Here is a 26,159-nt window from a genome sequence, read left to right on the forward strand (position 1 = left end):
TATTCATACGCAAAGGAACACGACATGACAGCATTTGATGCCACCTCGAAGCGGCTGCAACATATCCGCACGCGCATGCCGGCGTTCCCCCTGGAACTGATGCGCCTGCTGCGCATGACGTATCACATCCAGAAAGGCATGAAGGACCTGACCAATGCGGCGTTGAGAAAGCATGACCTGGTCGATGCCAGCTACATGGTGCTGGCCGTGCTGTACGGCACGGAAGACGAAACGTCGAGCGCCGCCGTGCTGGGCATGGCCTGCCATGAAAAGCCGGCCAACCTGACGCGCGTGTGCAATGACCTGGAAACGCGCGGGCTGATCCACCGTGGCACGCGCCCCGGCGACCGTCGCTCGGTGATGATTTCGCTGACCGACCAGGGCCGCGCCCTGATCGAGACGGCGCTGCCGGACGTGTATGCGGAAACCTCGACGCTGTATGAAGGCTTTACCGAAGAAGAGCTGCAAGTGCTCGACAAGCTGTACGTGCGCCAGTTGCGCAACCTGAACAATATCAACAACCCTGCCTGAGTTCCTTTTATCGATGACGCCAGCCACAGCACCTTTGCATACAGGCCCCCTGCCGCGGGCCGCACGTTGGCTGGCGCAAGCGCTGCAGGACTGGCGCGTGACCGAAGGCGAACGCTGGATCTATGTCGCCAAGACCCTCACGGCCGCCTTCTGCGCGCTGTGGCTGGCCTACCGCCTGGGCCTCGATTCGCCCAGCACGGCCATGACCACCACCATTATCCTGGCCCTGCCCAGCAGCGGCATGGTGCTGGAAAAAAGCTTTTACCGCCTGTGCGGCACCCTTCTCGGCTGCACCGCCGCGCTGTGCCTGATCGGCTTTTTCCCGCAGCAGCCGGTGCTGCTGTTCGCCGGCCTGGCGCTGTGGGTGGGCCTGTGCACCAGCGGCGCCGCGCTGCACCGCAACGCCCAGTCCTATGTGTATGTGCTGTCCGGCTATACCGCCTGCATGATCGTGCTGCCCGCCATCGAGCAGCCGATGCAGGTGTTCGCGCTGGCCGTCACGCGCGTGGCGGAAGTGAGCCTGGGCATCATCTGTTCGGCGGTGGTCTCCAGCGTGCTGCTGCCGCGCCACCAGGGCACGCAGGTGATGCGCTCGGTGGAAGCGCGCTACGCCAAATTCCTCGGCTTCTGCCAGGACGTGCTGCAGCAAAAACTGTCGGCCTCCGAGGTCGAAGTGACGCATCTGCGCTTCGCGGCCGACGTCGCCGCGCTGGAACTGGGCCGCTCGGCCGCCCTGTTCGAAGTGAGCGACGCCGTCAGCCATGTGCGCGCGCAAAACCGCAAGCTGCACGCGTTTAACAGCACCTTCATGACGGCGCTGACCACCTTCTATACCTTTCACCGCCTGTTCGAGCGCCTGCAGCGCGACGGCCAGACCCGGGTCGTCGAGGCCTGCGCGCCGCTGTTCGACATCATCGCCGAAGCGCTGCGCTCGCGCCCGTCGCAGGACTCGCTCGACACCATGCAGCTGCACCTGCAGGCGGCGCTGGCGCAGGCCCGTGCGCAGATCGACGGCGCGGATGTCGAACACGTGCAGCGCATCGATTTCGACACCGTCTGCGAACTGCTGGAACGCTTCGCGCGCGACATGAGCCGCTTCCATGAAGTCTATTTCAGCCTGGCGCACGACACGCCGCTGGATGTCAGCGCGCCGCAGGCCTATGCGCCGAAAACCCCGCCGGCGCTGGTGATCGCAAGCGGCGCGCGCGCCGCCATCAGCCTGGCCCTGCTGGCGCTGGGCGCGTATTTCCTGGCCTGGCCGTATGCCAGCACGGCCATGCTGATGGCGGCCGTGTTCTGCGCGCTGGCCTCGTCGGTGCCGCGCCCGATCGCGATGATACGGCAGGTGCTGACGGGCTTCCTGATCGCCATGCCGCTGGCGCTGGTGTGCGTATATTTCGTGCTGGTGCACGGCGACGGCTTTCCGATGCTGGTGCTGAGCTTTGCGCCCTTCCTGGCGGTCGGCCTGTACCTGATGAGCAATCCGGCCAAGCTGGGCATCGGCCTGGGCGTGGGCACCTTCATGACGCAGATGGCGCCGACCAACCTGATGCACGTCGACGGCGCCGCCTTTCTCAATACCGGCATGGCGCTGATCGTCGGCCTGATGCTGGCAGGCGTGGTATTTGCCGTGATCCTGCCCGAGCACACCATGGGCCACAAGGACCATGTGGGGCCGGCCCTGTGGCGCGAGACGCTGCGCGCCTGCACCGCGCGCCTGGCGCAAGGGTCCGCCAACAAGCACCGCTACGACAACCGCATGCGCGACCTGCTCAGCCAACTCAATGCGGCGGCCGGCCCGGCGCCGGGGGCAGAGGCGCGCGCCGTGGTGCGCCAGGCCCTGACCCTGCTGGAAATCGGTCACTCGGTGATCGAAGTGCGCGAACTGGTCGCCACGTCCAGGGCGCCCGGCGTCGCCACCCAGGCGCTGGGCCGCTGCGTGGACGGTATCGCCGCCTGGCTGCGCACGCGCGGCGATGTCGAACTGCAGGCGGCGATTGCCGCCACCCTGCGGGCCGGCGCCTGCGTGCGTGAAGCGCAGCTCGGCGCCGGCGCCGAACGTGCGCTGCGGCTGCAGACGGCGCTGGCCGACCTGCATTCCCTGTACACATCCTTGCTCGACCATATGGCGCCTGCCGCCGGAGACTCCCATGCCGCGTGAATTCGCCCTGTTCGGGGTATTGCTGCCCACCCTGCTGCCCCTGTTCATCCTCAGCATCGCGCTGCAGACCGCGCTGGACCGCGTGTTCGGCTGGCTCGGCGTGTACCGGATGGTCTGGCATCCGTCGCTGGCGCGGCTGTGCATCTTTGTCGCCATCTTCGGCGCGCTGTCCCTGTCGCTCTACAAATAAAAAAAACCGTTCAACCTGATCAAGGAAGGGATACCGCGATGGTAACCAAACTGACCCGCTACGCAATCACGCTGCTGCTGCTCGCCGCCGCCCTCTGGATCGGCAAGACCGTCTGGGATCGCTACATGGAATCGCCATGGACGCGCGACGGCCGCATCAAGGCCGACGTGATCAATATCAGCGCCGACGTGGCCGGCACCGTCACGCAGGTACTGGTGCGCGACAACCAGGTGGTGCACAAGGGCGACGTGCTGTTCGTGGTCGACAAGGAACGCTATGCGAGCGCGCTGGCCCAGGCCGAGGCCGCGCTGGCCGCGCAGCGCACGGAACAGGGCCGCCGCGGCAAGGAAGCGCAGCGCCGCGCCAGCCTGGACGCCAGCATCGTCTCGACCGAAAGCCGCGAAACGGCGGCGTTTGCCGCCAGCTCGGCCACTTCGCAGGTGCAGGGCGCGCTGGCCGCACGCAGCCTGGCGCAACTGAACCTGGAGCGCACCACCGTGCGCGCCCCGGTTGATGGCTATGTCACCAATCTGAACGTGCACACCGGCGACTTTGCCGCCGTCGGCGCGCCCAAGCTGGCGGTGATCGACAGCGCCTCGTACTACGTCGTGGGCTACTTCGAAGAGACCAAGCTGGCCATGCTGGCGCAGGACGACAAGGCGGAAATGAAGCTGATGAGCGGCGGCACCCTGCACGGCCATATCGAGAGCATCGCGCGCGGCATCACCGACCGCGACGCCGCCACCGGCCGCGAACTGCTGGCCGACGTGAACCCCACCTTCAACTGGGTGCGCCTGGCCCAGCGCGTGCCGGTGCGCATCCATATCGACCAGCTGCCGGCAAATCAGGTACTGGTGGCCGGCACCACCTGCACCGTGGTGATCACGCCGCATTCGGCGCCGGCGCCGGCGCCGCAAAAAGCCAAAGCCTAGCGCCCGCCGGCGACGTCCAGGAACACTCCCGTCACATAGCTGGCGGCAGGACTGAGCAGGTACAAGATGCCTTCGGCCACTTCCTCGGGCTGGCCGCCGCGCTGCATCGGCACGCCAGCCTCCAGCCGCGCCACCCGGCCCGGCTCGCCGCCCGAAGCGTGGATCTCGGTGAAGATCAGGCCGGGCCGCACGCAGTTGACGCGGATGCCTTCCGGCGCCACCTCTTTCGCCAGGCCGATGGTCAGCGTGTCGACCGCGCCTTTCGAGGCCGCATAGTCGACATATTCGGCGCTGCCGCCCAGGCGCGAGGCCACCGACGACACATTGACGATGCGCCCGCCCTGCCCGCCGTTAGCGGTCGACATGCGCCGCACGGCCTGCTGGCAGCACAGGAAATAACTGATCACATTGGTGCGCAGCACGCGCTCCATGCGCTGCACCGAAATATCGACCAGCCGGCACTTCTGCTCCAGCACGCCCACATTGTTGACCAGCGCGGTGATCGTGCCCAGGCGCGCATCGACTTCGCGAAACAGCCGTTCCACGTCCGCTTCCTGGCCGACGTCGGCCTGCACCGCGATCGCTTCAAAGCCTTCGGCGCGTATCTGCGCGCACAGCGCCTCCGCCGCCTGCGCGTCGCGCACATAGTTGATGCAGACCGCATAGCCCTGGCGCGCGGCCAGCAGGGCGGTGGCCGCGCCGATGCCGCGGCTGCTGCCGGTGATCAGGATGACTTCTTTCATCGTTGCTCCATGATGTTAAAAAGCCCGCACTGGGCGGGCTGGTGGGGTACTGCTGCGGCGATCAAGGCCGCACGTGTGTCATCGCATACGCCAGGTGCTGCCACCAGTGCGCGCGCGACTGCGCGGCCGCCAGGCACCGCGCGTCGGCTTCGGCGCAGGCCTTGCTGGCCAGCGCGTTGCGCTGGTTTTCCACATTGACGACGGCCAGCGCCAGCCAGGCGACGAGCGCCAGGGCGACTGCGCACAAGGTCCAGGGCAGCTGTTTCATGGCTTATTTCTTCGCCGGCGCGGGTGCGCCACCGCGCTCTTTCAGGGTGCGCGCCACCAGTTCATCCATCACGCGCAAGGTCGCTTCCTGGGTCTGGCGCTCGGACTGGCCCGGACGCGACAGCTGTGCCGGCGAGGTCACGAAACGGCCATCGATGACGATGGTCGGCGCGCTGTCGATCTTGCTGGCGGTGATCAGCTGCTCGTTGCGTTTGAGCTTGGTCTGGACGCCGAACGAGTTGAACATTTCCAGGTATTTCGCCTTGTCGATGCCGTTCTTGACCAGCAGGTCGAGGATGGCGCCGTCGGTCATCAGGCGGTTGCGCTCGACGTGGATGGCGCGGAAGATCTTGTCGTGGTACTGCTCCAGCACGCCCATGGTTTCCAGGGTGGCGTAGGCATGCGCCTGCGGATCTTTCGGGCCCGAGAAAGCCAGATGGACGCGGCGGAAGGCGATCTTGTCGCCCTGTTTCTTGACCCAGTCATGCATCAGCGGATCGAGCACATTGCAGTGCGGGCACGAGTACATGAAGAACTCGACCACTTCCACTTTCTTGCCGGTGTCGCTGCGCTGCGGCGTGGCCAGCGTGGTAAAGCCCGTATCGGCGGCGATTGCGCCACCGCTGGCGGCGAGGAGAAAAGTAGCGGCAAGCACGGGGCTCAACAGGGAACGCAGGAAGCGCGGGAAACGCATGGTCATATCCTTCATCATAGTGGTCGTGAACAGTGCGAGGTTACCATTTTTTGCGCGCTTGCATCGAGGGCCGATGTCAAAAAAGGCCAGTGGCGGCCCGCGCGCCATGCCGCTTAAGCCCTGTTTAAGTACCGGGGCGGGCCGGACTCAGAACTGGTAGCGCGCCGACAGGCGCAACTGGCGCGTATCGTTCTGGTAAATGCTCGAGCGGCAGGCCCGCGCATCGCCATAATGGCGGCGGTCGGTCAGGTTGCTGGCCGCCAGTTCCAGCTGCCAGGCGCCGGCCTTGTAGGCATAGTGGCCGTCAACCGTGGCAAACGCCGGCACCTGCGCCAGGCAGCTGTTGTCGAAGTCATTGCCATAGCGCAGGGCGCGCAGCCACTGCACGCCCAGGTCGGCACTGCTGCGGCCTGGCGGCGTCCAGTACAGGCGGGCCGTGGCCAGCGTCTTGGGCACCAGCGCGATATCGGCGCCGTCGTACGGATAGTCATCATAGCGGGCATGCGCCTGCTGCAGTTGGCCCTCGATGCGCCAGGCCGGCGACAGCGCCATGCTGGCCTCGATCGCCAGGCCGTCGCGCCGGGCCGGCTCCAGGTTGCCCGCAAAACCCTGCTGGTTCAGTTCCACCAGGCTCTGGTCGAACACGATCCTGGTCACCAGGCGCTCGCTGAACAGGCGCAGCGATGCGCTGCGCTCCTTGCCGCTCCAGTTCAATCCCACTTCACGCTGGTAGCGCAGCTGGCCCGCCAGCGGCCGGTAGCCGGCGCTGGTATAGCCATCGTCATCGATACGGTAGCTGCGCGCCGTCTTGGCATACACGCTGGTGTCGGGACGCAGCAAAAAGCTGGCCTGCAGGTCCCAGGCGCGCTGGTTTTCCCAGTCGCTGCCGCCGGCCGGCAAGTCCGACGGGTCGAGGTGAAACTGTTCACGGCGCAGGCCGAGCAGCAGGCGCGGCGCATGCACGCCGCCAAACGCCAGTTCTTCGCGCAGCAGCAGCGCGCGCGCATGCTGGCGGCGCGTCAGGTCGCTGGCGCTGTCTTCGGTCGAGCGCGCCGTGCGGCGCTCCCATTGCATCAGGTCGACGCCAAGTTCGGTATCGGTGCCGACCGTGCCCAGCTTGCCATAGTGGCGCAGGCGCGGTGCCAGTTGCAGCTGGCGGCTGCGGTATGACGACACATCGCTGCCGGTGTCGCCGGCGTAGGTGGCTTGCGCGCGCTTTTCGCGCAAGGTCGCTTCCACGCCGAGCTCCAAGTTGCCGACATAGCGCTGCACGAAAGCGCTGGCGCGCGCCACGTCGTAGCGGTAGCGGTCGTCCGGCCAGGCGGCCAGCGGCCAGGCAAGCGCCTTGAGCGCGGTGAATGGCGCGGGGTAGCGGGTTTCCTGCTCGACCTTGTCGGCACTGAAGCCGAACCGGCCCTGGCGCGACTTCCATTCCGCGCCGAGGCTGGCGCTACGCTCCAGAAACACGCTGCCATCGAGGTAATTGCCATTGCGCACCACGTCCAGCGCGGCATCGAGCGACCAGCCCTGCTGGTCGCGCGCCACGCTGGCATGTCCGCTGCGCTGGCCATTCCCGCCCACCTCGGCCGACAATTCGCCCGAGGTGACAGGCACAGCCGGCGCGCCCTCCTGCCGCGCCTGCTGTGCCAGCGCCGGCATGGCCAGGCCGCACAACAGCACGGTGCGGACGGCGATCATCAGGGTGGACAGGGCAGGCATCATGGCGGCGGGCTGGATAGTATGCGGCGCCGAACGATACGGCAAAGGCGCCTTATTATACTCAGGGCTTGCAACATGACAACCTATGCAACCACCCTCAGCCACCCAGCCGCCCTTCTTCGGCCAGGAAATCGATAAAGGTGCGCACCTTCGACGACAGGTAGCGGCGGCTGGTGTAGACGGCATGCACCTTGCCGCCGACCAGGGTGTAATCGCCGAACAGGCGCACCAGGCGGCCGGCCGCCAGGTCGGCATCGGCCTGCCACGAGGGCAGCAGCGCGATGCCCATCGCGTCCAGCGCGGCCGCATGCAGCAGGCTTTCATTATTCGATTGCAGGACCGGCTGGAATTTGACCTTGAGGGTGCCCTGCGGGCCGTCGAAGGGCAGTTCATTGCCTGTCGCCATCAAGGAATAACTGATCATGGCGTGCGCGGCCAATTCCTGCGGCAGGCGCGGCGTGCCAAAACGGGCCAGGTAGGCCGGCGCGGCCACCAGATAAAACATCACCTTGCCGACCGGGCGCGCGATCAGGGCCGGCGACGGCGCCTGGCTGACGCGCAGGGCCAGGTCGAAACCTTCTTCCACCAGGTTCACCACCCGGCCGCTCAGGTCGATATCGAAGGTCACTTCCGGAAAACGCTCGCGGTAGGCGGCCAGCGTGCGCGTAAAAATCGGGTTGGCGAACCAGACCGGCGCGCTCAGGCGCAGCATGCCGCGCGGCACCACCGTCGTGCGGCCCACGGTCGCTTCGACTTCATCGAGATTGTCGAGCATGTCGCGGCACTGCTCGAAATACACCTTGCCGATTTCCGTCAGGCTCAGGTGGCGGCTGCTACGGTTGAGCAACCTGGCATCGAGGTGGCGCTCCAGGTGCATCACATGCTTGCTGACCATGGCCGGCGACAGCCCCAGGCGCTCGCTGGCGCGCACGAAACTGTCCAGTTCCACCACGGCGCGAAACACGCGCATGCTGCGCAAGGTATCCATCGGATTCCATCATCAACAAAACGGCAATGATATATCAATATTTGGCGTCTTGATCAACTTCTGGCGCATGACTATAGTAGGAGCATTCCCAGCCATCCACCATCGGAGCCGCCATGTCCAGCCCTGCCTTCCCTACCTATTTCCTGTCGCACGGCGGCGGCCCGTGGCCGTTCATGAAAGACCAGTTCGGCGGCCGCTACGATGTGCTCGAAGCCTCGCTGCAGGATATTCCGCGCCAGATCGGCGCGCGCCCCAAAGCCGTGCTGGTGGTGACGGCCCACTGGGAAGGGCCGCAATTCCTGGTCTCGGCCAGCCCGCAGCCCGGCATGATCTACGATTACTCGGGTTTTCCGCCGCACACCTATCAGATCCGGTATCCGGCGCCCGGCGCGCCCGAGCTGGCGGCACACGTGAAAACCCTGCTCGACGCGGCCGGCCACCCTGCCCGCCTCGACCATGAACGGGGTTTTGACCACGGCACTTTCAGCGCCCTGTTCCCGATCTACCCGCAGGCCGACATGCCGCTGGTGCAACTGTCGCTGAAGCACGGCTACGATGCGCTGACCCACGTCGAGGTGGGCCGCGCCTTGGCCAGCCTGCGCCGGCAGGGCGTGCTGATACTGGGCAGTGGTCTGTCCTACCATAACCTGCGCCAGTTCGGCCAGCCCGGCGCCGTCGCCTCGCACCAGTTCGACGCCTGGCTGCGCCACGCCATGGCCCTGCCGCCGGCCGAGCGCCTGGCGCAGCTGCTGGCCTGGGACCAGGCACCGGGCGCACGCCAGGCCCACCCGCAGGAAGACCATCTGCTGCCCCTGATGGTGGCGCTGGGCGCGGCCGAGCAGGAGGCGGCGCAGGTGGTGTACCACGAGGATGATTTTTTTGGCGCGCTGGCGGTGAGCAGTTTCCGGTTCGGCGCCGCCGCCGCATAAAAAAAGCGCCGCGACATGCAATGTTCGCGGCGCTTTTTTACTTCAACGGCAGATTACGTTCCGCGCTTGCCGCGCGCCGCATTTTTCGCCTTTTCAGCCGCGATCGCTGCCGCAACCGCGGCTTTTTCCGCCATCTCGGCAGCATGCTGTGCCAGCAGCGCCGCGCGCGTGTCGGGTGTTTCCAGCGAGATGCGTCCCAGGATGCCGCTGCGGTAGTCGAGCAGCAAGGTGTGCGAGGCTTTCTCGAAGTCGTAGTCGCCGCCCTTGATGCGGAAGCCGCGTTTGGCGGCGATGCCTTCGACCACGCCGATGGCGTCCACTTCGCCGGTCTTGGTGCCGTAGCGCGTGGCCAGCAGCTCAGGATAGCGCTTCAATAATTCCTCGGCCAGGAACACGGCCACTTCTTCCTCGATCAGCGCATTCGAGCCGATCGCATGGCTGGCCGCCAGCATCAGGCCGTCGCTGGGGATGGCGATCTTCGGCCACAGCATGCCGGGCGTGTCGACCAGGATGGTGTTCTTGTCGAGGTACAGCTTTTGCTGCATTTTCGTCACGGCCGGCTCGTCGCCCACTTTCGCCACCCGCTTTTTCAGCAGCGCATTCATCAGGGTCGACTTGCCCACGTTGGGGATGCCCATGATCATGATGCGCAGCGGTTTCGTCGGTACGCCACGGTGCGGCGCCAGCGACTTGGCCAGCTCGGGAATGCGCGCCACGTCGCCCGGTTTCTTGGTCGTCATCGCATATGCGGTCACGCCTTCCTGGGCATTGAAGTACGCCACCCAGGCGGCGGTCGCGGCCGGGTCGGCCAGGTCGGTCTTGTTGAGGATCTTCAGGCAGGGGCGCTGGCGAAACAGGCGCAGCTCGTCCACCATGGGATTGCAGCTGGCTGCCGGCAGGCGCGCGTCGACCACTTCAATCACCAGGTCGGTGTTTTCCATGGTCTCGGCCGCTTTCTTGCGGGCCGCGTTCATATGTCCTGGGTACCATTGTATCGCCATGCTCTTGCCTTCAAAATCGTTCAGTCAATCCGCTATTTTACGTGGTTGACGGCGCAGCGTCCTGTTTACCGGCGCCGACGCACGCCGTTCGTCGCCGAACGAGACAATTGGTGATAATTCCATGCTAACCATGATGCTAACATCCGCGCTCCTGCGCCTGCGCCCACCGTCCCCGACCCCGACCGCCCCATGCCATTTGCCCGCCTGTCCCTGCTTGCCCTGCTGGCCTGCTGCCTGTCACCCGCCCAGGCGCAAGACGCCGGCGCGCCGCTGGACAGCCACGCCGAACAGATCGTCGACGTGCGCGGCACGGCGGACCCCGACCTGCAGCCGTATCGCACCATGCTCAAGGGACTCGACGCGTATGCCGATCATCAACGCCTGGCGCCCACCGCGCCGCTGCGCTTCAAGCTGCTGGCCGCCACGCCCGCCGTCTCGATGACGGGCGCCACCCTGCGCCTGGAAGCGGACAATCTGTCGATCGCGATTCCGCTGGCCAACGACGGCACGTTCGCCCTGGCGCGTGACAAGACGGCGTTTGACGCGAACGCCGACCTGGTCAGCAACAGGAAGCGCAGCTCGGTGCGCTGGCGCCCCAGCATCGTCACGCCGGGCCTGCCGGCCAATGTGCGCCGCCTGGGCGACTTGCGCCTGGAATGCGAGGTGCGCTGGGCGGTGGAGCAGGACGCCCTGCCGTTCATGCGCCGCAACCTGTTCAAGCTGGCCGGCGGCCCCTGCCATTCGGCCATGATCAGCGTGCCGTATCCGGTCGGCCGCACCCTGGCCGGGGTACTGCTGCGCTCGGGCGAACGCAGCGTGCGCCTGCCCTTGAGCGACGACCGCAACCGCTACACGCCGCCGCTGCACGACAGCAGCTGGAATGACGATACCTTGCTGACCTTCAGCTACGCCGACGAAGAACATGCCGCCACGCCAGCGCTTAAAACCATGTAAATATTGCCGAAAGGATTTTAATATTTACTTTTAGCAATAAAAATGTGTTTTAATATCGCCTCTTGAATGAAAGGTAATTGTTTCAATTTAACAATAGTATATTGAAGCAAGCGAAGGGTATGAGCATCATGATGAGGGAAGACACGGGCCGGCAATCGCCATTGCATGTCGCCGCGCTGGAAGAGCGTTTGAAACGCCAGAGCGCCGATACGGCCGGCCTGCAGGCGCTGTACGACCAGCTGGTCAATGAAATCAAGCACCACCGCGACATGCTGCACCTGGACAGCTTCGACGCCGACAAGTCGGCCGCCGTCTACTCGCAGGCCTGGCGCGCCTTCATGGCCGGCGACGCCTGCGATTTCCAGACCCACCGCCACCTGAATACCAGCACCCGCCTGTCCATCTTTTAAAGCTCCGCCAGCGCCTTGACATGGGCCGCCACGCTGCGCCCCAGCGACGACAGGTTGTAGCCGCCCTCCAGGCAACTGACGATGCGCCCTTCGCCATACTGCTTGGCCACCGCCATCATCTGCTGCGTCAGCCAGCTGTAATCCGCCTCGACCAGGCCCATGCCGCCCACGTCGTCTTCGCGGTGGGCGTCGAAACCGGCGGAAATGAACACCATCTGCGGCCGCTGGCGGTGCAGCGCCGGCAGCCAGTGGTCCAGCACCAGCTGGCGCACCACGTCGCCTTTCGAGCGGGCCGGCACCGGCACGTTGACCCGCGTGTCGGTATATGACTCGACATCGCTGTAGGGATAAAACGGGTGCTGGAAAAAACTGACCATCAGGATGCGCGGATCGTGCGCCACCGATTCGGCCGTGCCATTGCCATGGTGCACGTCGAAGTCGACGATGGCGACCCGCTCCAGGCCGCGCACGTCGAGCGCATGCTTGGCGGCGATGGCGATATTGTTGAACAGGCAGAAACCCATCGGTTCGCTGGGCCGCGCATGGTGGCCGGGCGGACGGATGGCGCAGAACGCATTGGCGATCTCGCCATCGATCACGGCGTCGGTGGCGGAAATGGCGGAACCGGCCGCCGCCAGCGCCGCCTGGTAGCTGTGCGCGTTGAGCAGGGTATCGCCGTCGAGCGGATAGTAGTCGCCCGGTGGCGGCACATTGTCGCGCACCAGGCCGATGGCCGTCGCGCTGTGGTTGCGTTCGATATCGGACAGCTGCGCGCAGGCGCCCGTGCGGTGTTCGACCAGGTCGCTGATATGGGCCAGGATCAGCTGGTCGCTGATGGCCTGCAAACGGGCCGGTGATTCGGGATGCCAGTCGCCCATTTCATGGCGCTGGCAATCGGGATGGGTATAAATAGCTGTGCTCATTCTTTGTACTTGTTCGCTTTGTCTCTGTCCACGCAGGTAAAATCACAGGCTGGCCCGCGCCGTCATGGTCTCCATCGCATAATCTACCACGGACACGCTGCCCGCGGGCGCGGTGGCAGGCGCAGGATTTGACCGGCGCTAGCGATTGCACATTAAATAATTGCCAGTACCACGACAAGGGTTCCATGTTTTCAACATTACACCAGGCCGCGCGCCAGGTCGGCGAGGTGATCGTCGGCAAGGATGTGCAGATACGCCAGGCCCTGGCCTGCCTGCTGGCCGGCGGCCATCTGCTGATCGAGGACGTGCCCGGCGTGGGCAAGACCACGCTGGCCCACGCGCTGGCCATGTCGCTGGGGCTGCAATGGAAGCGCCAGCAATTTACCAGCGACCTGCTGCCGGCCGACGTGGCCGGCATGTCGGTCTACGATCGCGCCAGCGCCAGCTTCGTGTTCCACCCCGGCCCGCTGTTTACGCAAGTGCTGCTGGCCGACGAGATCAACCGCGCCACGCCAAAGACGCAGTCGGGCCTGCTCGAAGCGATGGAGGAGCGGCAGGTCAGCCTGGACGGCGTCACCCATGCGCTGCCGCAACCGTTCTTCGTGATCGCCACGCAGAACTGCCAGCACCAGGCCGGCACCTTTCCGCTGCCCGAATCGCAGCTGGACCGTTTCCTGATGTGCATCACCCTCGGCTACCCGGACCCGGCCGCCGAGCGGGCGCTGCTGCTGGGACTGGACCGGCGCGCCATGCTGCAAACACTGGCGCCCGTGCTGCAGGCGGGGCAATTGCTGGCAATGCAGGCGGCGCTGCGGCAACTTCACGTCGCCGGCGTGCTGGCCGACTATGTGCTGGCGCTGGTGCACGCCACCCGCAGCGGCGAGCTGTTTGCCGAAGGCCTGAGCCCGCGCGCCGCGCTGGCCCTGCTGCAGGCATCGCGCGCCTGGGCCGCGCTGGCCGGGCGCGACCACGTCACGCCCGACGATGTGCAGGCCGTGTTGCTGCCGGTCTGCGCGCACCGGCTGCGTCCACGGCAAGGCGGCCAGAGCAGCGCCGCACTGCTGCGGCAATTGCTGCTGGCCACGCCTGCCTGACCCATGCGGCGCGCCTCCCTGCTGCCCGCGCGCCCCTGGCTGGGCGCGCACCGCGTGCATATCCGGCCCTCGCGCGCCGGCCTGGCGTTCGCCTTGCTGCTGCTGGCGCTGTGGATCGCCGCCGTCAATTACCAGCTGGCCCTGGGCCATGCGCTGACCTGGTTCGCCGTCGCCTGCGCCATCACCGACATGCTGTTTGCCAGCCGCAACCTGGCCGGGCTGGCGCTGTCGGCCACGCCGGGCACCATGGTGGCCGCCGGCGGCAAGGCCCGCTTCGAGCTGCGCCTGATCAACCGCAGCACCCGCCCGCGCCATGCGATCGCCGTGCTGGCGGCCCTGCCGCAGGCGGCGCCGGAACTGGTCGACGTGGACGCTGGCGGCGCCGCCAGCGTCCACGTGCTGGTACCTGCCCGTGAACGGGGCTGGCTGGCGGCCCCCGCCGTGCGGCTGTCGAGCAACTTCCCGCTGGGCCTGTTCCACGCCTGGTGCCACTGGCAGCCGGAAGCGCGGGTGCTGGTCTATCCCTGCCCGGAAGAAGCGGCGCCTGCCCTGCCTGCGAGCATTACTGCGCCCCACCCGCAACAACCGGAACTGGCGGGCGTCGCCGCCTACCAGAGCGGCGACCCGCTGCGGCGCCTGGCCTGGCGCCATATCGCCCGCCACGACGATGACCATTTATACAGCAAGCAATTCCAGGATATCGGTGGCGGCCAGTACCAGGACGACTTGCTGCTCGACTACGCCGCCCTGCCGCCGCAACTGGGCGTGGAAGCGCGGCTGTCGCGCCTGTGCGCCTGGGTTCTGGCGGCCGAGCGCTTGCATCTGCCATATGGCTTGCGCCTGGAGCAGATGCTGATCGCGCCAGGCCAGGGCCGGTTGCACCTGGACGCCTGCCTGCGCGCGCTGGCGCTGCATGGCTTGCCGCAGGCAGCACCATGATGGGCTGGCTGCGTGAGATGCCGCGCGAGCGGGCCGATATCTTGCTGTTGCTCCTGGCGGTGGCCATGGTGCTGGCGCCGCACGCCGGGCATTTTCCGCCATGGCTGTCGGTGGCCGCCGCCGTGCCGCTGCTGTGGCGCGCCGCACTCACCGTGCGCGGTGGGCGCCAGCCGCCGCTGGGCTGGCTGATGCTGCTGGCCATGCTGGGCATCAGCGGCGTGCATATCAGCTTCGGCACCTTGCTCGGGCGCGATCCCGGCGTGGCCATGCTGGCCCTGCTGCTGTCGCTGAAATCGCTGGAAATGCATGGCCGGCGCGATGTCTTCGTGCTGGTCTTCATCTGCTTTTTTTTGCTAATGGCCAATTTCTTCCATGCCCAGGGCCTGCTCAGCGCGGCCTGGATGCTGGCCACCGTGATCGTGCTGCTGGCGGCCCTGCTGTCGTTTCACTATGGCCCCGCACAGCCGCGCTGGCCGGCGCGCTGGCGCCTGCTGGGCCGCATGCTGGCGCTGGCCCTGCCGCTGTCGGCGCTGCTGTTTTTCATGATGCCGCGCCTGGCCGACCCGCTGTGGGGTGGGGCCGGCATGGGCGCGCACGGCACGACGGGATTGTCCGACAGCATGCAACCGGGCGCGATCGCGCAACTGGCCCTGTCCGACGATCCCGTCTTCACCGCGCATTTCACGACTGCGCTGCCGCCGCAAACCGCGCTGTACTGGCGCGGCGTGGTGCTGGGCAACTACGACGGCGCCAGCTGGACCCGCAGCGCCGCGCCCGAGACGCAGGGCAAGATCGATATCGCGCTGGCCGGCGAACGCCTCGACTACCAGGTCGATCTGCTGCCCAGCGGCCAGCGGCGCATCTTTGCGCTGGACTTGCCGCGCAGCATAGAGCGCCTGCCCGGCAACCCCTATGTGGTGTCGCCGGCGCTGGAAGTGCTGACCGTCCAGCCCATCGCCACCGCCGTGCGCTACCGCGCCAGTTCACAAATCCGCTACCGGCTGCAGGCCCAGCTGACGCCGCAACAAAAGCAGCCATGGCTGGCGCTGCCGCCCGGCGCCAATCCGCGCAGCCTGGCCTGGGCGCGGCAAATGCGCGCAGGCCAACCCACGCAGCAGGCGGCGATCGCCGCCGTGCTGGCCCATTTCAGCGCGGCGCCGTTCCGCTACACCTTGCAGCCACCGCTGCTGGGCAAGGACGGCGTCGACGACTTTCTGTTCCGCACCCGGGCCGGCTTTTGCGAACACTATGCGGGCAGCTTTGTCGTGCTGATGCGCGCCATGGCCATCCCCGCGCGCGTGGTGACCGGCTACCAGGGCGGCTTGCGCGACGAGGCGGCAGGATCGGTCACGGTGCGCCAGTCCGACGCCCATGCCTGGAGCGAAGTCTGGCTGCCCGATCAAGGCTGGATACGCATCGACCCAACCAGCCAGGTGGCGCCGATGCGCACCGAGCGCAACCTGGACGCGGCATTGCCGCCCGTGCCGGCGCGGGCCGGTAGCTGGCAGGCACTGGACACCTTGGGCCATGCCTGGCAGCGGGCCGAACAGGGCTGGCAACGCTGGGTGCTCGATTACACGCCCGAGCGCCAGCGCGCCATGGTCGACGCCGTGCTGGCGCTGCCGGCCAGGCAGGTCGCGATCGCTTGCGCCCTGCTGGCCGCGCTGGCGGCGCTGGCCGGCGCCCTGTTCTGGTGGCGCCAGCGCCCGGGCCGGCATCCGGGCGCCGCGCTCGACCAGTTATATGCGCGTTTTTGCCGCCAGCAGGCGCGTCGCGGACACAGCCGTGCGCCGCACGAAGGGCCGCACGGTTATGCTGCACGGCTGGCGGCCAGCCCGGCGTCGCCGCGCGCGCACGACGCGATGGCGCGCTTTCTGGCTATCTATGCCGCGATGAAGTATGGTAATGCCAACCCAGACGAACACACCCGTGCGCGGCGCACCTTGCGCCGCCTGTTAACACTATGCCGATGAGACGCTTCTTGCCTACCACTACCTCGACCACCTCCGCTTTCTTGATGTCCCTGCTGCTGGCCGGCTCCTCCATGACGCACGCCGCGGAAAACAGCCAGATTTCCGCCGCCGACCGTGCCCGGGCGGTCAAGGCCGCGAAACAGGGCACCAGACAGGACGCAAATAAGCCCGCCGCCAAAAAGGCGCCCGCCAAGTTTGACTTCGAAGGCGAATTCGTCAACTACGCCAGCTGGAGCGAGGTGCGCGCCTTTCTCGATGACATGGCCGCCAAGCACGGTTTTGACCGCGCCGAACTCGATGTGCTGATCGGCAAGGTGCGCTACGTGGACACTACGGTGCAACTGATGAAACCCGCGCCACCGGGCAAGCCGAAGAACTGGCAGGCCTACAGCGCCCGCTTTATCGAACCGGTGCGCATCAATGCGGGCGTGAAGTTCTGGAACGAGAACGCCGAGGCGCTGGCGCGCGCCGAACGCGACTATGGCGTGCCGGCCAATATCATCGTCGGCATTATCGGCGTGGAAACCGTGTATGGCCGCAATACGGGGCGCTTCCGCGTGCTCGACGCGCTGACCACGCTGGCGTTTTCCTATCCCGAAAGCCCGAACCGCACGGCCCGCATGGCCTTCTTCAAGGGCGAACTGGAAAACGCGCTGCTGTTCGCGCGCAAGGACGGCATCGATCCGCTGACACTGCTGGGGTCGTATGCGGGCGCCATCGGCCTGCCCCAGTTCATGCCCAGCAGCATCATGAAATATGCGGTGGACTTCGATGGTGATAGTCACATCGACCTGCGCAACTCGACCGCCGACGCGATCGGCAGCGTGGCCCATTTCCTGGTTGAGCATGGCTGGAAACGCGACGATCCGGCCACCAGCGTGTATCCCGTGACGGTGTCGCCGAACCGTGTTTGGGAAAAATTCCTCGGCCAGGGACTGGAAGCAAAATTCCCTCTGGCAGAGCTGCAGCAGGCCGGCGTGAGCAGCGTGGCGGCACCGCCACAGAATATGTTGTACGGTTTGATCGACTTGCAAAATGGCTCAGAAGCAACAGAGTACAGCTTGGCAAGCAATAACTTCTTTGCTATAACTCAGTACAACAGAAGTTACTTCTATGCTATGTCTGTCATCGATCTGGGCAAGGCTGTCAGCGAAGCGCGCGCTCGCTAACCGGAAGTCGGTGTAAAGTTATAATGTTACTTGTAAGAAAGCGTAAGCGCGATTGTAGCGGCTCAGGAACATGTTTATGGTGCACTGATCAGCATCGCGCTCGCTGAACTCGCGAGCGATCCGACAGCATCAAAATTGGAAATGGTTTTTCACTTAACTTTTGTCAAAGTACAATTTTTGGTCTATCATGTAAATGGTAAAGAATACATGGCTGTTGCAGCAAGACAACAAAAATCAGGGGTGTCACACGATTGTCACACTTTCTAACCTGAAACTAAATCCTGCTGTACAATTGTGTATATATTATGAAAAACTGTATCCCGGATCGTACCATGTGTGAATTCGTTCCTTTTAGTAAAGAATGAACATGAACGCAGCAAGAGCGAGCTCCGAGTGTTTTTACTTTGCAGTGCAACTACAGAAGGAACAAACAACATCATGACAAATCAAGTCGGCATTGATATGAACAGCGATTCGGACTCCGACGATCTGTTGCAATACAACCCCAACAGATTACTCGACACCCTGATCGAAAACCTGCGCCTGAAAAATGACGCAGCCCTGTCGCGCGCACTCGAAGTGGCGCCGCCAGTCATCAGCAAAATCCGCCACCACCGCCTGCCGGTCGGCGCTTCGCTGTTGATCCGCATGCACGAAGTCAGCGATCTGAGCATTCGTGACCTGCGTTACCTGATGGGTGACCGTCGCAACAAATTCCGCATCAGCGACAAGCAATTCAAGCCAAAAGAAGGCGAAACGCCACAAGGCTGATCCTGCCGCTTACGCAGGTTTTCCCTCCCCGCCATGGGGAGGGGGTAGTTACCGTCTTTCCCAGGCCGTTCTGGCCACCCTCAGTTCCATCTTGATTTACGCAGGAAAAACCCCGGTAGAAAGATAGCGGTCGCCGCGGTCGCAGACCACGAACACGATGGTCGCATTCTCGACGGTTTGCGAAATGCGCAGCGCGATTTCGCAGGCGCCGGCCGCTGAAATACCGCAGAACAAGCCCTCTTCCGCCGCCAGGCTGCGCGCCATGCGTTCGGCCACGCCCTGGCTCACGTATTCGATCTGGTCGACGCGCGTCTTGTCGTAGATTTTCGGCAAATACGCTTCCGGCCATTTGCGGATGCCGGGAATTTGCGAACCCTCTTCCGGCTGCGCGCCGATGACCTGGATCGCCGGATTCTGTTCCTTCAGATACCGCGAGACGCCCATGATGGTGCCGGTAGTGCCCATGGCGCTGACAAAATGCGTGACCCGCCCTTCGGTGTCGCGCCAGATTTCCGGCCCCGTGCTTTCATAGTGGGCGCGCGAATTGTCTTCATTGCCGAACTGGTCGAGGATGATGCCGCGGCCGTCCTTCTGCATCTGCTCGGCCAGGTCGCGCGCATATTCCATGCCGCCGGTCTTGGGCGTGAGCAAGATATCGGCGCCATACGCGGCCATGCTCTGGCGCCGCTCGACGCTCAGATTGTCGGGCATCAGCAGCAGCATCTTGTAGCCGCGCAGGGCGGCGGCCATGGCCAGCGCGATGCCGGTATTGCCGCTGGTCGCTTCGATCAGGGTGTCGCCCGGCTTGATCTGGCCGCGCTCTTCGGCACGCTTGAGCATGGACATGGCGGCGCGGTCCTTGACGGAGCCGGCCGGATTATTGCCTTCCAGCTTGCCGAGAATGACGTTGTTGCGCGCAAGCGCATCCGCGCCCGGCAAACGTGTCAGCCGTACCAGCGGAGTATTGCCTATCGTATCTTCAAGTGTCTTGTAAGCCATCGTGTCGCTTCGCGTAAATTCAACAAAGACCCATTCTAATATGAGAAGCAGGGCCGCGTGTCGCCGATGGCGGCGGCTGACCAGCAGCGCAGCGCCATCCACGCTCGCCGCGCCAGGCCGCATGAATGCTTGCTCACAGCGATTTTTCGCTGCCGCACAGCAGGCTTTTGGCACGCGGCGCGGGCTTGCGCTAGACTGGCCGGCATCAGTTATTTTTCTTATTTGCTTATTCACTTGCCACCAGACGGATCAGCCATGCACAGCAGCGCACCCGAATTCATTCCCGAAGCCACGCCGGACGATCCGCTCCAGGCCAATACCCTCGACCTGCGCGGCCGCAGCCACCAGATTTCGCCGGTCTTCAACGACGCCGAACTCGAACGCCTGCAGCGCTACGGCAAGGTCAGGCATTTTGCCGATGGCGACACCTTGTTTCAGGCGGGCAACAGCAGCTTCGGCATGCTGGTCATTTTGTCGGGCCGGGTCGCCGTCACGCGCCATGAGGTCATGGGCCAGGATACGCTGCTGCGCGAGGTGGGCCGGGGCCACTTCATCGCCGAAGTGGCGCAGCTGTCGGGCCGGCCCACCTTGGTCAACGGCGCGGCCGTGGGCGCGGTGGAATTGCTGGAGGTCAGTTCGGAATCCTTGCGCGCCCTGCTGGTGGCGGAAGCGGAAATGGGCGAGCGCATCGTGCGCGCGCTGATCTTGCGCCGCGTGGGACTGATCGAGTCCAACTCGGGCGGGCCGGTGCTGGTGGGACCGCGCGGCAATGCGAATATGTTCCAGCTGCAAAGCTTCTTGACCAGCAACGGCCATCCGCACACCGTGCTCGATCCGGCCAGCGACCCGGCCGCGGCCGCGCTGCGCACGCGCTACCAGCCGACGGCGCAGGAATGGCCGCTGGTGGTCTGCCCGGACGGCAAGATCATGAAGAATCCGGACAACGCCGACCTGGGCCGCTGCCTGGGCATGCTGCCCGACCTGTCCGGCGACAAGATTGTCGACGTGCTGGTGGTGGGCGCGGGCCCGGCCGGCCTGGCCACCGCCGTGTATGCGGCTTCGGAAGGCTTGTCGGTGCTGGCGCTCGAGCAGCGCGCCTATGGCGGCCAGGCCGGCGCCAGCGCCCGCATCGAAAACTACCTCGGTTTTCCAACCGGCATCTCCGGCCGCGCGCTGGCCGGGCGCGCCTATGTGCAGGCACAGAAATTCGGCGTCGAAGTGGCCACTCCCGCCAATGCCGCCAGGCTCGAATGCGACGGCTGGCCGCTGCGCCTGACCTTGTCCGATGGCGTCACCGTGCGCGCCCGCACCGTGGTGCTGTCGTGCGGCGCACGCTACCGCCGGCCCTCGCTGGCGAACCTGAAAACGTATGAAGGGCGCGGCATCTATTACTGGGCCTCGCCGATCGAAGCCAAGCTGTGCCGCCAGGAAGAGATCATCCTGGTGGGCGGCGGCAATTCGGCCGGCCAGGCGGCCGTGTTCCTGTCCGGCCATGCCGCCAAAGTCCATATGGTGATCCGTGGCGCCGGGCTGGCCGCCAGCATGTCGACTTACCTGATCGAGCGCATCGCCGCCACGCCGAATATCACCTTGCACACGCACACGGAAATCATCGCGCTCGAAGGCGACGACGATGGCTTGAGCGAGGTGCGCTGGCGCAACAATCAAACGGGCGAAGAAGCCGATTGCGCCGTGCGCCGCGTGTTCCTGTTCGTCGGCGCCGACCCGAATACCGACTGGCTGCACGGCTGCGCCGTGGCGGTCGACGCCCAGGGGTTTATCCGCACCGGCTTCGACGTTACACGCGCCGAATGCAGCAAGCTCGGCGACAAGCCCATCTCGCCGGCCGAGCTGCCGGACCGCGCCGCGCTGGAAACCAGCGTGCCGGGCGTGTTCGCGATCGGCGACGTGCGCGCCGGCTCGACCAAGCGGGTGGCGGCCGCCGTCGGCGAAGGCGCGGCCGTGGTGTCGCAGATCCACAGCTTTCTGGCCAGGCTGCCGGCCGACGCCGTCAAATGATCAGCGCAGCGGCGTCGGGTAGCTTGCCACGCTGACATTGCCGTCGCGGTCGATCGCCTGCACGCCAAAGAAGTAATTATCTTTCGACAGCGCCAGTCTCGCTTCCGTGACATTGCCGACGTCCTGCGCGCCCTGCCACTGGTCGGCCGTGGTGGCGCGCCAGACCACGCGGTAGCCGGCCAGGTCCGGTTCCGTGTTCGGCTGCCACACCAGCGTGGTGGCGTTTTCCAGCTTGGCCGTGCGCACCTGCACCCGGGCCGGCGCGGCTGGCGCCAATGCCAGCGAGGCCAGCGCGGCGGCGTTGACGCGCGTTACCTTGGCCACGTAATCGTAGTCGACGAATTGCGGCAGGTCGCCGTACTGCACCCCGTTTTCCACCCGCACATCCTGGTGCTGGTGCGCGAAATCCTCGTTCGGCTCGGTAAAGCGCAGCGCCGCATAGCCTTGCGCCAGGAACGGCATATGGTCGCCACCGCGCAGGTAGCGGTCGGCGCGCTGGATCACGTTGACCTTGAAACCCGGCACATAGCGTTCGCCCACCTGTTTTACATGGCGCGCCAGCTGGCGCGAGATGGAATCATTTTCGCCACCGGTGGCCACCAGGCCGCGCACGCCGTCGCTCATTTCCTTCACCGCCGGGATGCCCTCGGCAAACAGGCGCACCTGGCCGCCGTCGACCGTGCCGTCGTCGGCGCGCGAACTGCCGATGATGTCATTGTTGAGCATGCCGGCGATATTAAGCTGCTTCAATTTTGCCTGCTGCGCCCAGTGGCCGGAGCCCAGCAGGCCCTGCTATTCGGCCGCCACCGCCATGAACACCAGCGTCGCGTCGAACTGCTGGCGCGCCATCACGCACGCCATTTCGATCACGGCGGCCGTGCCGGAAGCATCGTCGTTGGCGCCCGGCGCATTGCCGCTGGCGTCCATCACGTCGGTGGCGCGCGAATCATAGTGGCCGCTGACCACATAGATGCGCTGCGCCGACTGCGGGTCGCTGCCGGGCAGGGTCGCCACCACGTTGACGATTTCGGTCGGGCGCGAGATGCGCTTCGACACCGGCGTCACATGGCTGTCGAACGCCACCTGCAGCCGCCCGCCCGCCTGCGCGCCGCAACGCTCGAGTTCGGCCTTGATCCAGCGCCGCGCCGCGCCGATGCCCTGCGTGTCGGACACCGTATCGGACATGGTATGGCGCGTCTGGAAGCTGACCAGCTTGCGCACATGGGCTTCGATGCGCTGCGGCGAAATGCCGGCCACCAGTTGCACGATGGCCGGCTGCAGCCGGTCCTCGGCAACCTGTTGCACTGGCGCCGCCGATACGCCGGCGGCCGCCATCCAGCTTGACAGCAGGCCCGCCGTCACACCCGTCAACATCCTGATCATCTTGCCCGTCTCCGAAAAATAGTCGTGGCAGGCATTCTCGCATTCTTCACGGCCAGCGTGGCCGGCCTACACAAAACTTAACATGATCATTATTACCATTAAAATAATTGTTGTTTTCAAGACATGGCATGCGCGTTTCTGGTCCAGGCTGCCATAATCTGGTCAACAAGACATAATAGTTGTCTTAGATATACAAGATTAGCAGGACCGGCCGCAAGGCCGCGACACCAACGTTGGCCAAAAAGCTTGCCGACAGTCTGTACTCCCCCCTGTCTCTACTGGAGCTTTTTGATGCGCAATATTACTGTGATGCTGGCGCTGGCCGCCGCTACCCTGATCAGCACGACCGCCGCACAGGCACAAACCAACCTTGTCAAGAACGGCGATTTCGAGCTGACCAGCAATGGCACCTCGAAGCAGATCAATGAAGGCACGACCGCCCGCGCCGACCGCACCTACCTGACCGACTGGACCAGCAAGGGCTACAACTTCGTCCTGAACGGCAGCAATATCGACAGCACCACCGCGCAGACGGCGCTGGCCCTGTGGGGTCCGAATTCCTACGGTGGCCGCGACGCGACATCGCAGAACGGCCTGGGCGTGAGCCCGACCGGCGGCAATGTGCTGGCGGCCGACTGGGATTATTTTGCCGGTCCTGTCTCGCAGCAGATCAGCGGCCTGGTGGCCGGCCAGGCTTACACCCTGAGCTTTTCCTACGGTGCGGCGCAGCAAGTCGGCTACAGCGGCGCCAACGCGATCAACTACTGGGATGTGTCGCTGGGCGGCAGCACGCAGCAGACCGCTTCCCTGTCCAACGCCAGCCACGGTTTCACCGGCTGGCAGCAGGCCAGCATGACGTTTACCGTCACCAGCAGCAGCGAATTGCTGTCGTTTATGGCCAAGGGCGGCCCATCGGGCGCGCCGCCATTCATGCTGCTCGACGGCGTCGCGCTGGTCTCGGCCGTGCCGGAACCGTCGACCTGGGGCATGCTGCTGGGCGGCCTGGGCCTGCTGGCCTTCATGGCACGCCGCCGCAAGGCCGCCGCCGTCTAAGGGGCGCTGGCGCAGACTAATCCGGACCGGCCTTGCCCGTCCGGATTTTTTGCTTTGATTCCACTTTTCACATCTCGCCATGAGCTCGCTGCAAGCCATCCTCTCCCATTTGCCCGGCCTGGCCGTCGACGTGCTGCGCCTGGGCATCTGGCTGCTCGCCTTGACCATGCTGTTCGTGCCGCTGGAACGTTTTTTTGGCCAGCGCCACGCCGGCCGCAGCAAGCGGGAACTGGCCGGCGACCTGGGCTTTTATTTTCTCAGCAGCCTGCTGCCGGCCCTGCTGCTGGCGGCCCCGCTGGCGCTGGTCGCGGTAGCCGGACAGCGGCTGCTGCCCGATGCCGTGCCCGCCGCGCTGGGCGCGCTGCCGCTATGGGCCAAGGTGGCGCTGGGCTTGCTGATCGGCGAAGTCGGTACTTACTGGGGGCACAGGCTCAGCCATGAAATACCATGGTTGTGGCGTTTTCATGCCGTGCACCACAGCACCAGTCACATGTATTTCCTGGCCAATACCCGTACGCACCCGGTCGACATGGTGGTCACGCGTTTGTTCGGCATGACGCCCTTGTATCTGCTGGGCCTGGCAGGTCCAGGCGCCGCCGGCAGCGCCGCGCCCGTGGCGCTGCTGCTGGTGGGCACCGTGTGGGGCTTTTTTATCCACGCCAACCTGCGCTGGCGTTTCGGCCCGCTGGAATGGCTGGTCGCCACGCCCGCCTTCCACCACTGGCATCACAGCAAGTTCGACCATATCAACCGCAACTACGCCTCGACCCTGCCTTTCCTGGACCGCGTGTTCGGCACCCATTACCTGCCGCGCGCGTGGCCCGAGGCGGTCGGCATCGAGGCCGCCATGCCGGTCAGCCTGGGCGGGCAGTTGATGGCGCCGCTGCGCCGTGCCGCCGCCAGCCCGCCAGCAGCAGCGCCAGGGTCAGCAGACTAAGCCCGCACAACAGCCACAGCGCGGCACGGAAACCGGCCTGGAAGTGCGCCGCGCCGCCGGCCGCCTGGAAGACCATGCTGGCGATCGTCAGGCCCAGCGCCGCGCCAAGATTGTGCAAGGTCCACGAGGCGCCCATCGCCACGCTGGCCAGCGCAGGCGGCACGCACGCGAGCGCGGCCACGGTGGCCGGCCCCAGGATGCAGCCCCAGCCGATACCCATGACAGCCAGCGCCGCGATCACCCACGTCCAGCCGGAGTCGCTTGTAAAACTGGCCTGCATGGCGGCCGACAGCGCCAGGAAAGCAAAACCCGTCACCAGCAGCGGCGCCGTGCCATGGCGATCGGCGGCGCGCCCGGCCAGCGGCGACACGCAAGCCATCACGGCAGTCACCGGCAACAGCAGCCAGCCGATGGCGGCACTGCCCTGGCCGCGCACTTCGCTCAGGTACAAGGGCAGCAGGAAAAACGCGGCGCAATAGAAAAACGCCAGCGAAAAGTTGGCCAGCGCGGCCAGCAGGAAACGCCCGTTGACGAACAGGCCCGGCTGCAGCAGCGGTGATACCACCTTGCGCTCGACCAGCACGAATACCAGCAGCAATGCCAGGCCCGCGCCCGCCGTGCCCAGCGTCAAGCTCGACCACCAGCCCCAGGCGCCGCCTTGGGCGATCGCCAGCAGCAGGCAGGGCAAGGCCACGGCCAGCAGCACAAAGCCCGCCACGTCGAAACGTGCACGCACGCCGCGCGATGCGTCCACCCGGCCCAGGCACAGCAGGAAGGCCAGCGCGATCAGCGGCACGTTGAGCAGGAACACCGAGCGCCAGCCGAGGCTGGCCACCAGCAGGCCACCGGCGACGGGCCCGATCGCCAGCCCCAGCCCATTGGCCGCGAACAGCAGCCCCAGCGCCCTGCCCCGCTCGCTGTCGGGAAAGGCATGGGCGACGATGGCGGCCGAGGTCGTGTACAGCGCCGCGCAGGCCACGCCCTGCAGCAGCCGGCAGGCGATCAGCGCCGCCATCGACTGCGCCAGCCCAGCGCCCAGCGAGGCCGCGCCAAACACCAGCATGCCCGCGTACAGCAAACGGCGCCGGCCCAGCAGGTCGGCCAGGCGGCCGGCGGCCACCATGCAGGCCGACAGGGCCATCACGAAAATGGTGACGATCCATTGCGCCTGTTCCACATCGGCCTGCAGGCTGTGCTGGATCGCGGGCATGGCGGTATTGACGATGGTGAAATCGATACAGCCGAGAAAACTGGCAATGGCGATGCCCGCCAAGGCCAGCCAGCGGCGGCGATTGCTTGAAGTGTTGTTCATGGAGTTCCTTGCCTGGTTCGGCCCATGATTTTATTGGCGACGGCAAGGCGGCAGTCTGGCCACTCATT

At 65.5% G+C, this 26,159-nt stretch carries 24 protein-coding genes and 1 pseudogene; 15 read left to right on the top strand and 10 right to left on the bottom strand.

From position 1 onward, the window contains the following. Nucleotides 1-24: 24 nt before the first annotated feature. From Q8L25_RS28280 to Q8L25_RS28295, 4 genes are read left to right on the top strand one after another with little or no spacing between them, the layout of a single operon-like run. Nucleotides 25-531 carry a MarR family transcriptional regulator gene (locus tag Q8L25_RS28280; protein WP_308922546.1) on the top strand — a complete coding sequence of 169 codons (507 nt, stop codon included), beginning with the start codon at nucleotides 25-27 and terminating at the stop codon, nucleotides 529-531. Between the two features lie 34 nt (nucleotides 532-565). Next, complete coding sequence (locus Q8L25_RS28285; protein ID WP_308922547.1) at nucleotides 566-2,692, top strand: FUSC family protein; 2,127 nt, start codon at nucleotides 566-568, stop codon at nucleotides 2,690-2,692. Further along, nucleotides 2,682-2,882 carry a DUF1656 domain-containing protein gene (locus Q8L25_RS28290; protein ID WP_308922548.1) on the top strand — a complete coding sequence of 67 codons (201 nt, stop codon included), beginning with the start codon at nucleotides 2,682-2,684 and terminating at the stop codon, nucleotides 2,880-2,882. The genes Q8L25_RS28285 and Q8L25_RS28290 overlap by 11 nt, the downstream gene beginning before the upstream one ends. Before the next feature lie 38 nt (nucleotides 2,883-2,920). Then, complete coding sequence (locus tag Q8L25_RS28295) at nucleotides 2,921-3,814, top strand: efflux RND transporter periplasmic adaptor subunit (RefSeq protein ID WP_308922549.1); 894 nt, start codon at nucleotides 2,921-2,923, stop codon at nucleotides 3,812-3,814. On the opposite strand, the gene Q8L25_RS28300 is transcribed toward Q8L25_RS28295, so the two are convergent. From Q8L25_RS28300 to Q8L25_RS28320, 5 genes are all read right to left on the bottom strand, one after another. After that, entirely contained in the window at nucleotides 3,811-4,557 is a 747-nt protein-coding gene (locus tag Q8L25_RS28300) for an SDR family oxidoreductase (RefSeq protein ID WP_308922550.1), read from the bottom strand. The genes Q8L25_RS28295 and Q8L25_RS28300 overlap by 4 nt on opposite strands. 61 nt (nucleotides 4,558-4,618) lie before the next feature. Continuing rightward, entirely contained in the window at nucleotides 4,619-4,825 is a 207-nt protein-coding gene (locus Q8L25_RS28305; RefSeq protein WP_308922551.1) for a hypothetical protein, read from the bottom strand. 3 nt (nucleotides 4,826-4,828) lie between these two features. Then, nucleotides 4,829-5,518 (bottom strand): thiol:disulfide interchange protein DsbA/DsbL, encoded by a 690-nt coding sequence (locus Q8L25_RS28310; protein WP_308922552.1) that lies wholly within the window; start codon nucleotides 5,516-5,518, stop codon nucleotides 4,829-4,831. 147 nt (nucleotides 5,519-5,665) lie between these two features. Continuing rightward, nucleotides 5,666-7,240 carry a TonB-dependent receptor gene (locus tag Q8L25_RS28315; protein ID WP_308922553.1) on the bottom strand — a complete coding sequence of 525 codons (1,575 nt, stop codon included), beginning with the start codon at nucleotides 7,238-7,240 and terminating at the stop codon, nucleotides 5,666-5,668. 94 nt (nucleotides 7,241-7,334) lie between these two features. Then, nucleotides 7,335-8,225 carry a LysR family transcriptional regulator gene (locus Q8L25_RS28320; RefSeq protein WP_308922554.1) on the bottom strand — a complete coding sequence of 297 codons (891 nt, stop codon included), beginning with the start codon at nucleotides 8,223-8,225 and terminating at the stop codon, nucleotides 7,335-7,337. A 113-nt stretch (nucleotides 8,226-8,338) separates the two neighbouring features. Here Q8L25_RS28320 and Q8L25_RS28325 point away from each other — a divergent pair, with 113 nt between their 5' ends. Next, nucleotides 8,339-9,154, top strand: a complete 816-nt coding sequence (locus tag Q8L25_RS28325; RefSeq protein WP_308922555.1) for a class III extradiol ring-cleavage dioxygenase — start codon at nucleotides 8,339-8,341, stop codon at nucleotides 9,152-9,154. Nucleotides 9,155-9,207: 53 nt separating this feature from the next. Here Q8L25_RS28325 and ylqF read toward each other — a convergent pair whose 3' ends face one another. Next, entirely contained in the window at nucleotides 9,208-10,128 is a 921-nt protein-coding gene (ylqF, locus tag Q8L25_RS28330; protein WP_374694212.1) for a ribosome biogenesis GTPase YlqF, read from the bottom strand. Between the two features lie 216 nt (nucleotides 10,129-10,344). Here ylqF and Q8L25_RS28335 point away from each other — a divergent pair, with 216 nt between their 5' ends. Together Q8L25_RS28335 and Q8L25_RS28340 are read left to right on the top strand one after the other, a co-directional pair. Then, on the top strand, nucleotides 10,345-11,109 hold the full coding sequence (locus Q8L25_RS28335) for a hypothetical protein (protein WP_308922557.1): 765 nt from the start codon (nucleotides 10,345-10,347) through the stop codon (nucleotides 11,107-11,109). A 119-nt stretch (nucleotides 11,110-11,228) separates the two neighbouring features. Beyond that, complete coding sequence (locus tag Q8L25_RS28340) at nucleotides 11,229-11,519, top strand: hypothetical protein (RefSeq protein WP_308922558.1); 291 nt, start codon at nucleotides 11,229-11,231, stop codon at nucleotides 11,517-11,519. Here the strand turns inward: Q8L25_RS28340 and Q8L25_RS28345 are convergent. Next, nucleotides 11,516-12,442, bottom strand: a complete 927-nt coding sequence (locus Q8L25_RS28345; RefSeq protein WP_308922559.1) for a histone deacetylase family protein — start codon at nucleotides 12,440-12,442, stop codon at nucleotides 11,516-11,518. The two genes, Q8L25_RS28340 and Q8L25_RS28345, sit on opposite strands and share 4 nt — an antisense overlap. A 185-nt stretch (nucleotides 12,443-12,627) precedes the next feature. On the opposite strand from Q8L25_RS28345, the gene Q8L25_RS28350 reads away from it, so the two are divergent. The 5 genes from Q8L25_RS28350 to Q8L25_RS28370 all read left to right on the top strand — a co-directional run bounded on the left by Q8L25_RS28350 (nucleotide 12,628) and on the right by Q8L25_RS28370 (nucleotide 18,388). Next, nucleotides 12,628-13,536, top strand: a complete 909-nt coding sequence (locus Q8L25_RS28350; protein ID WP_308922560.1) for a MoxR family ATPase — start codon at nucleotides 12,628-12,630, stop codon at nucleotides 13,534-13,536. A gap of 3 nt (nucleotides 13,537-13,539) precedes the next feature. Continuing rightward, nucleotides 13,540-14,475: a DUF58 domain-containing protein gene (locus tag Q8L25_RS28355; RefSeq protein ID WP_308922561.1), complete on the top strand. Its 936-nt coding sequence runs from the start codon at nucleotides 13,540-13,542 to the stop codon at nucleotides 14,473-14,475. Beyond that, entirely contained in the window at nucleotides 14,472-16,448 is a 1,977-nt protein-coding gene (locus tag Q8L25_RS28360) for a DUF3488 and transglutaminase-like domain-containing protein (RefSeq protein WP_308922562.1), read from the top strand. Before Q8L25_RS28355 ends, Q8L25_RS28360 begins: the two co-directional genes overlap by 4 nt. Continuing rightward, entirely contained in the window at nucleotides 16,445-17,617 is a 1,173-nt protein-coding gene (gene mltB / locus Q8L25_RS28365; protein ID WP_374694213.1) for a lytic murein transglycosylase B, read from the top strand. Before Q8L25_RS28360 ends, mltB begins: the two co-directional genes overlap by 4 nt. A 438-nt stretch (nucleotides 17,618-18,055) precedes the next feature. After that, on the top strand, nucleotides 18,056-18,388 hold the full coding sequence (locus tag Q8L25_RS28370; RefSeq protein ID WP_034751784.1) for a hypothetical protein: 333 nt from the start codon (nucleotides 18,056-18,058) through the stop codon (nucleotides 18,386-18,388). A gap of 96 nt (nucleotides 18,389-18,484) precedes the next feature. Here Q8L25_RS28370 and cysM read toward each other — a convergent pair whose 3' ends face one another. After that, nucleotides 18,485-19,387, bottom strand: a complete 903-nt coding sequence (gene cysM / locus Q8L25_RS28375; RefSeq protein ID WP_308922564.1) for a cysteine synthase CysM — start codon at nucleotides 19,385-19,387, stop codon at nucleotides 18,485-18,487. A 255-nt stretch (nucleotides 19,388-19,642) separates the two neighbouring features. Here cysM and Q8L25_RS28380 point away from each other — a divergent pair, with 255 nt between their 5' ends. Continuing rightward, nucleotides 19,643-21,406: an FAD-dependent oxidoreductase gene (locus Q8L25_RS28380; protein WP_308922565.1), complete on the top strand. Its 1,764-nt coding sequence runs from the start codon at nucleotides 19,643-19,645 to the stop codon at nucleotides 21,404-21,406. Here the strand turns inward: Q8L25_RS28380 and Q8L25_RS28385 are convergent. Continuing rightward, nucleotides 21,407-22,789 (bottom strand): annotated as a pseudogene (locus Q8L25_RS28385) (M28 family peptidase). Between the two features lie 291 nt (nucleotides 22,790-23,080). Between Q8L25_RS28385 and Q8L25_RS28390 the strand changes: the two are divergent. Next, nucleotides 23,081-23,842 (top strand): PEP-CTERM sorting domain-containing protein, encoded by a 762-nt coding sequence (locus Q8L25_RS28390; RefSeq protein ID WP_308922566.1) that lies wholly within the window; start codon nucleotides 23,081-23,083, stop codon nucleotides 23,840-23,842. 79 nt (nucleotides 23,843-23,921) lie between these two features. After that, on the top strand, nucleotides 23,922-24,779 hold the full coding sequence (locus Q8L25_RS28395) for a sterol desaturase family protein (protein WP_308922567.1): 858 nt from the start codon (nucleotides 23,922-23,924) through the stop codon (nucleotides 24,777-24,779). On the opposite strand, the gene Q8L25_RS28400 is transcribed toward Q8L25_RS28395, so the two are convergent. Beyond that, nucleotides 24,697-26,091: an MFS transporter gene (locus tag Q8L25_RS28400; RefSeq protein WP_308922568.1), complete on the bottom strand. Its 1,395-nt coding sequence runs from the start codon at nucleotides 26,089-26,091 to the stop codon at nucleotides 24,697-24,699. The two genes, Q8L25_RS28395 and Q8L25_RS28400, sit on opposite strands and share 83 nt — an antisense overlap. Nucleotides 26,092-26,159 lie beyond the last annotated feature (68 nt).

The sequence above is a fragment of the Janthinobacterium sp. J1-1 genome (assembly GCF_030944405.1).
GTDB lineage: Bacteria > Pseudomonadota > Gammaproteobacteria > Burkholderiales > Burkholderiaceae_D > Janthinobacterium.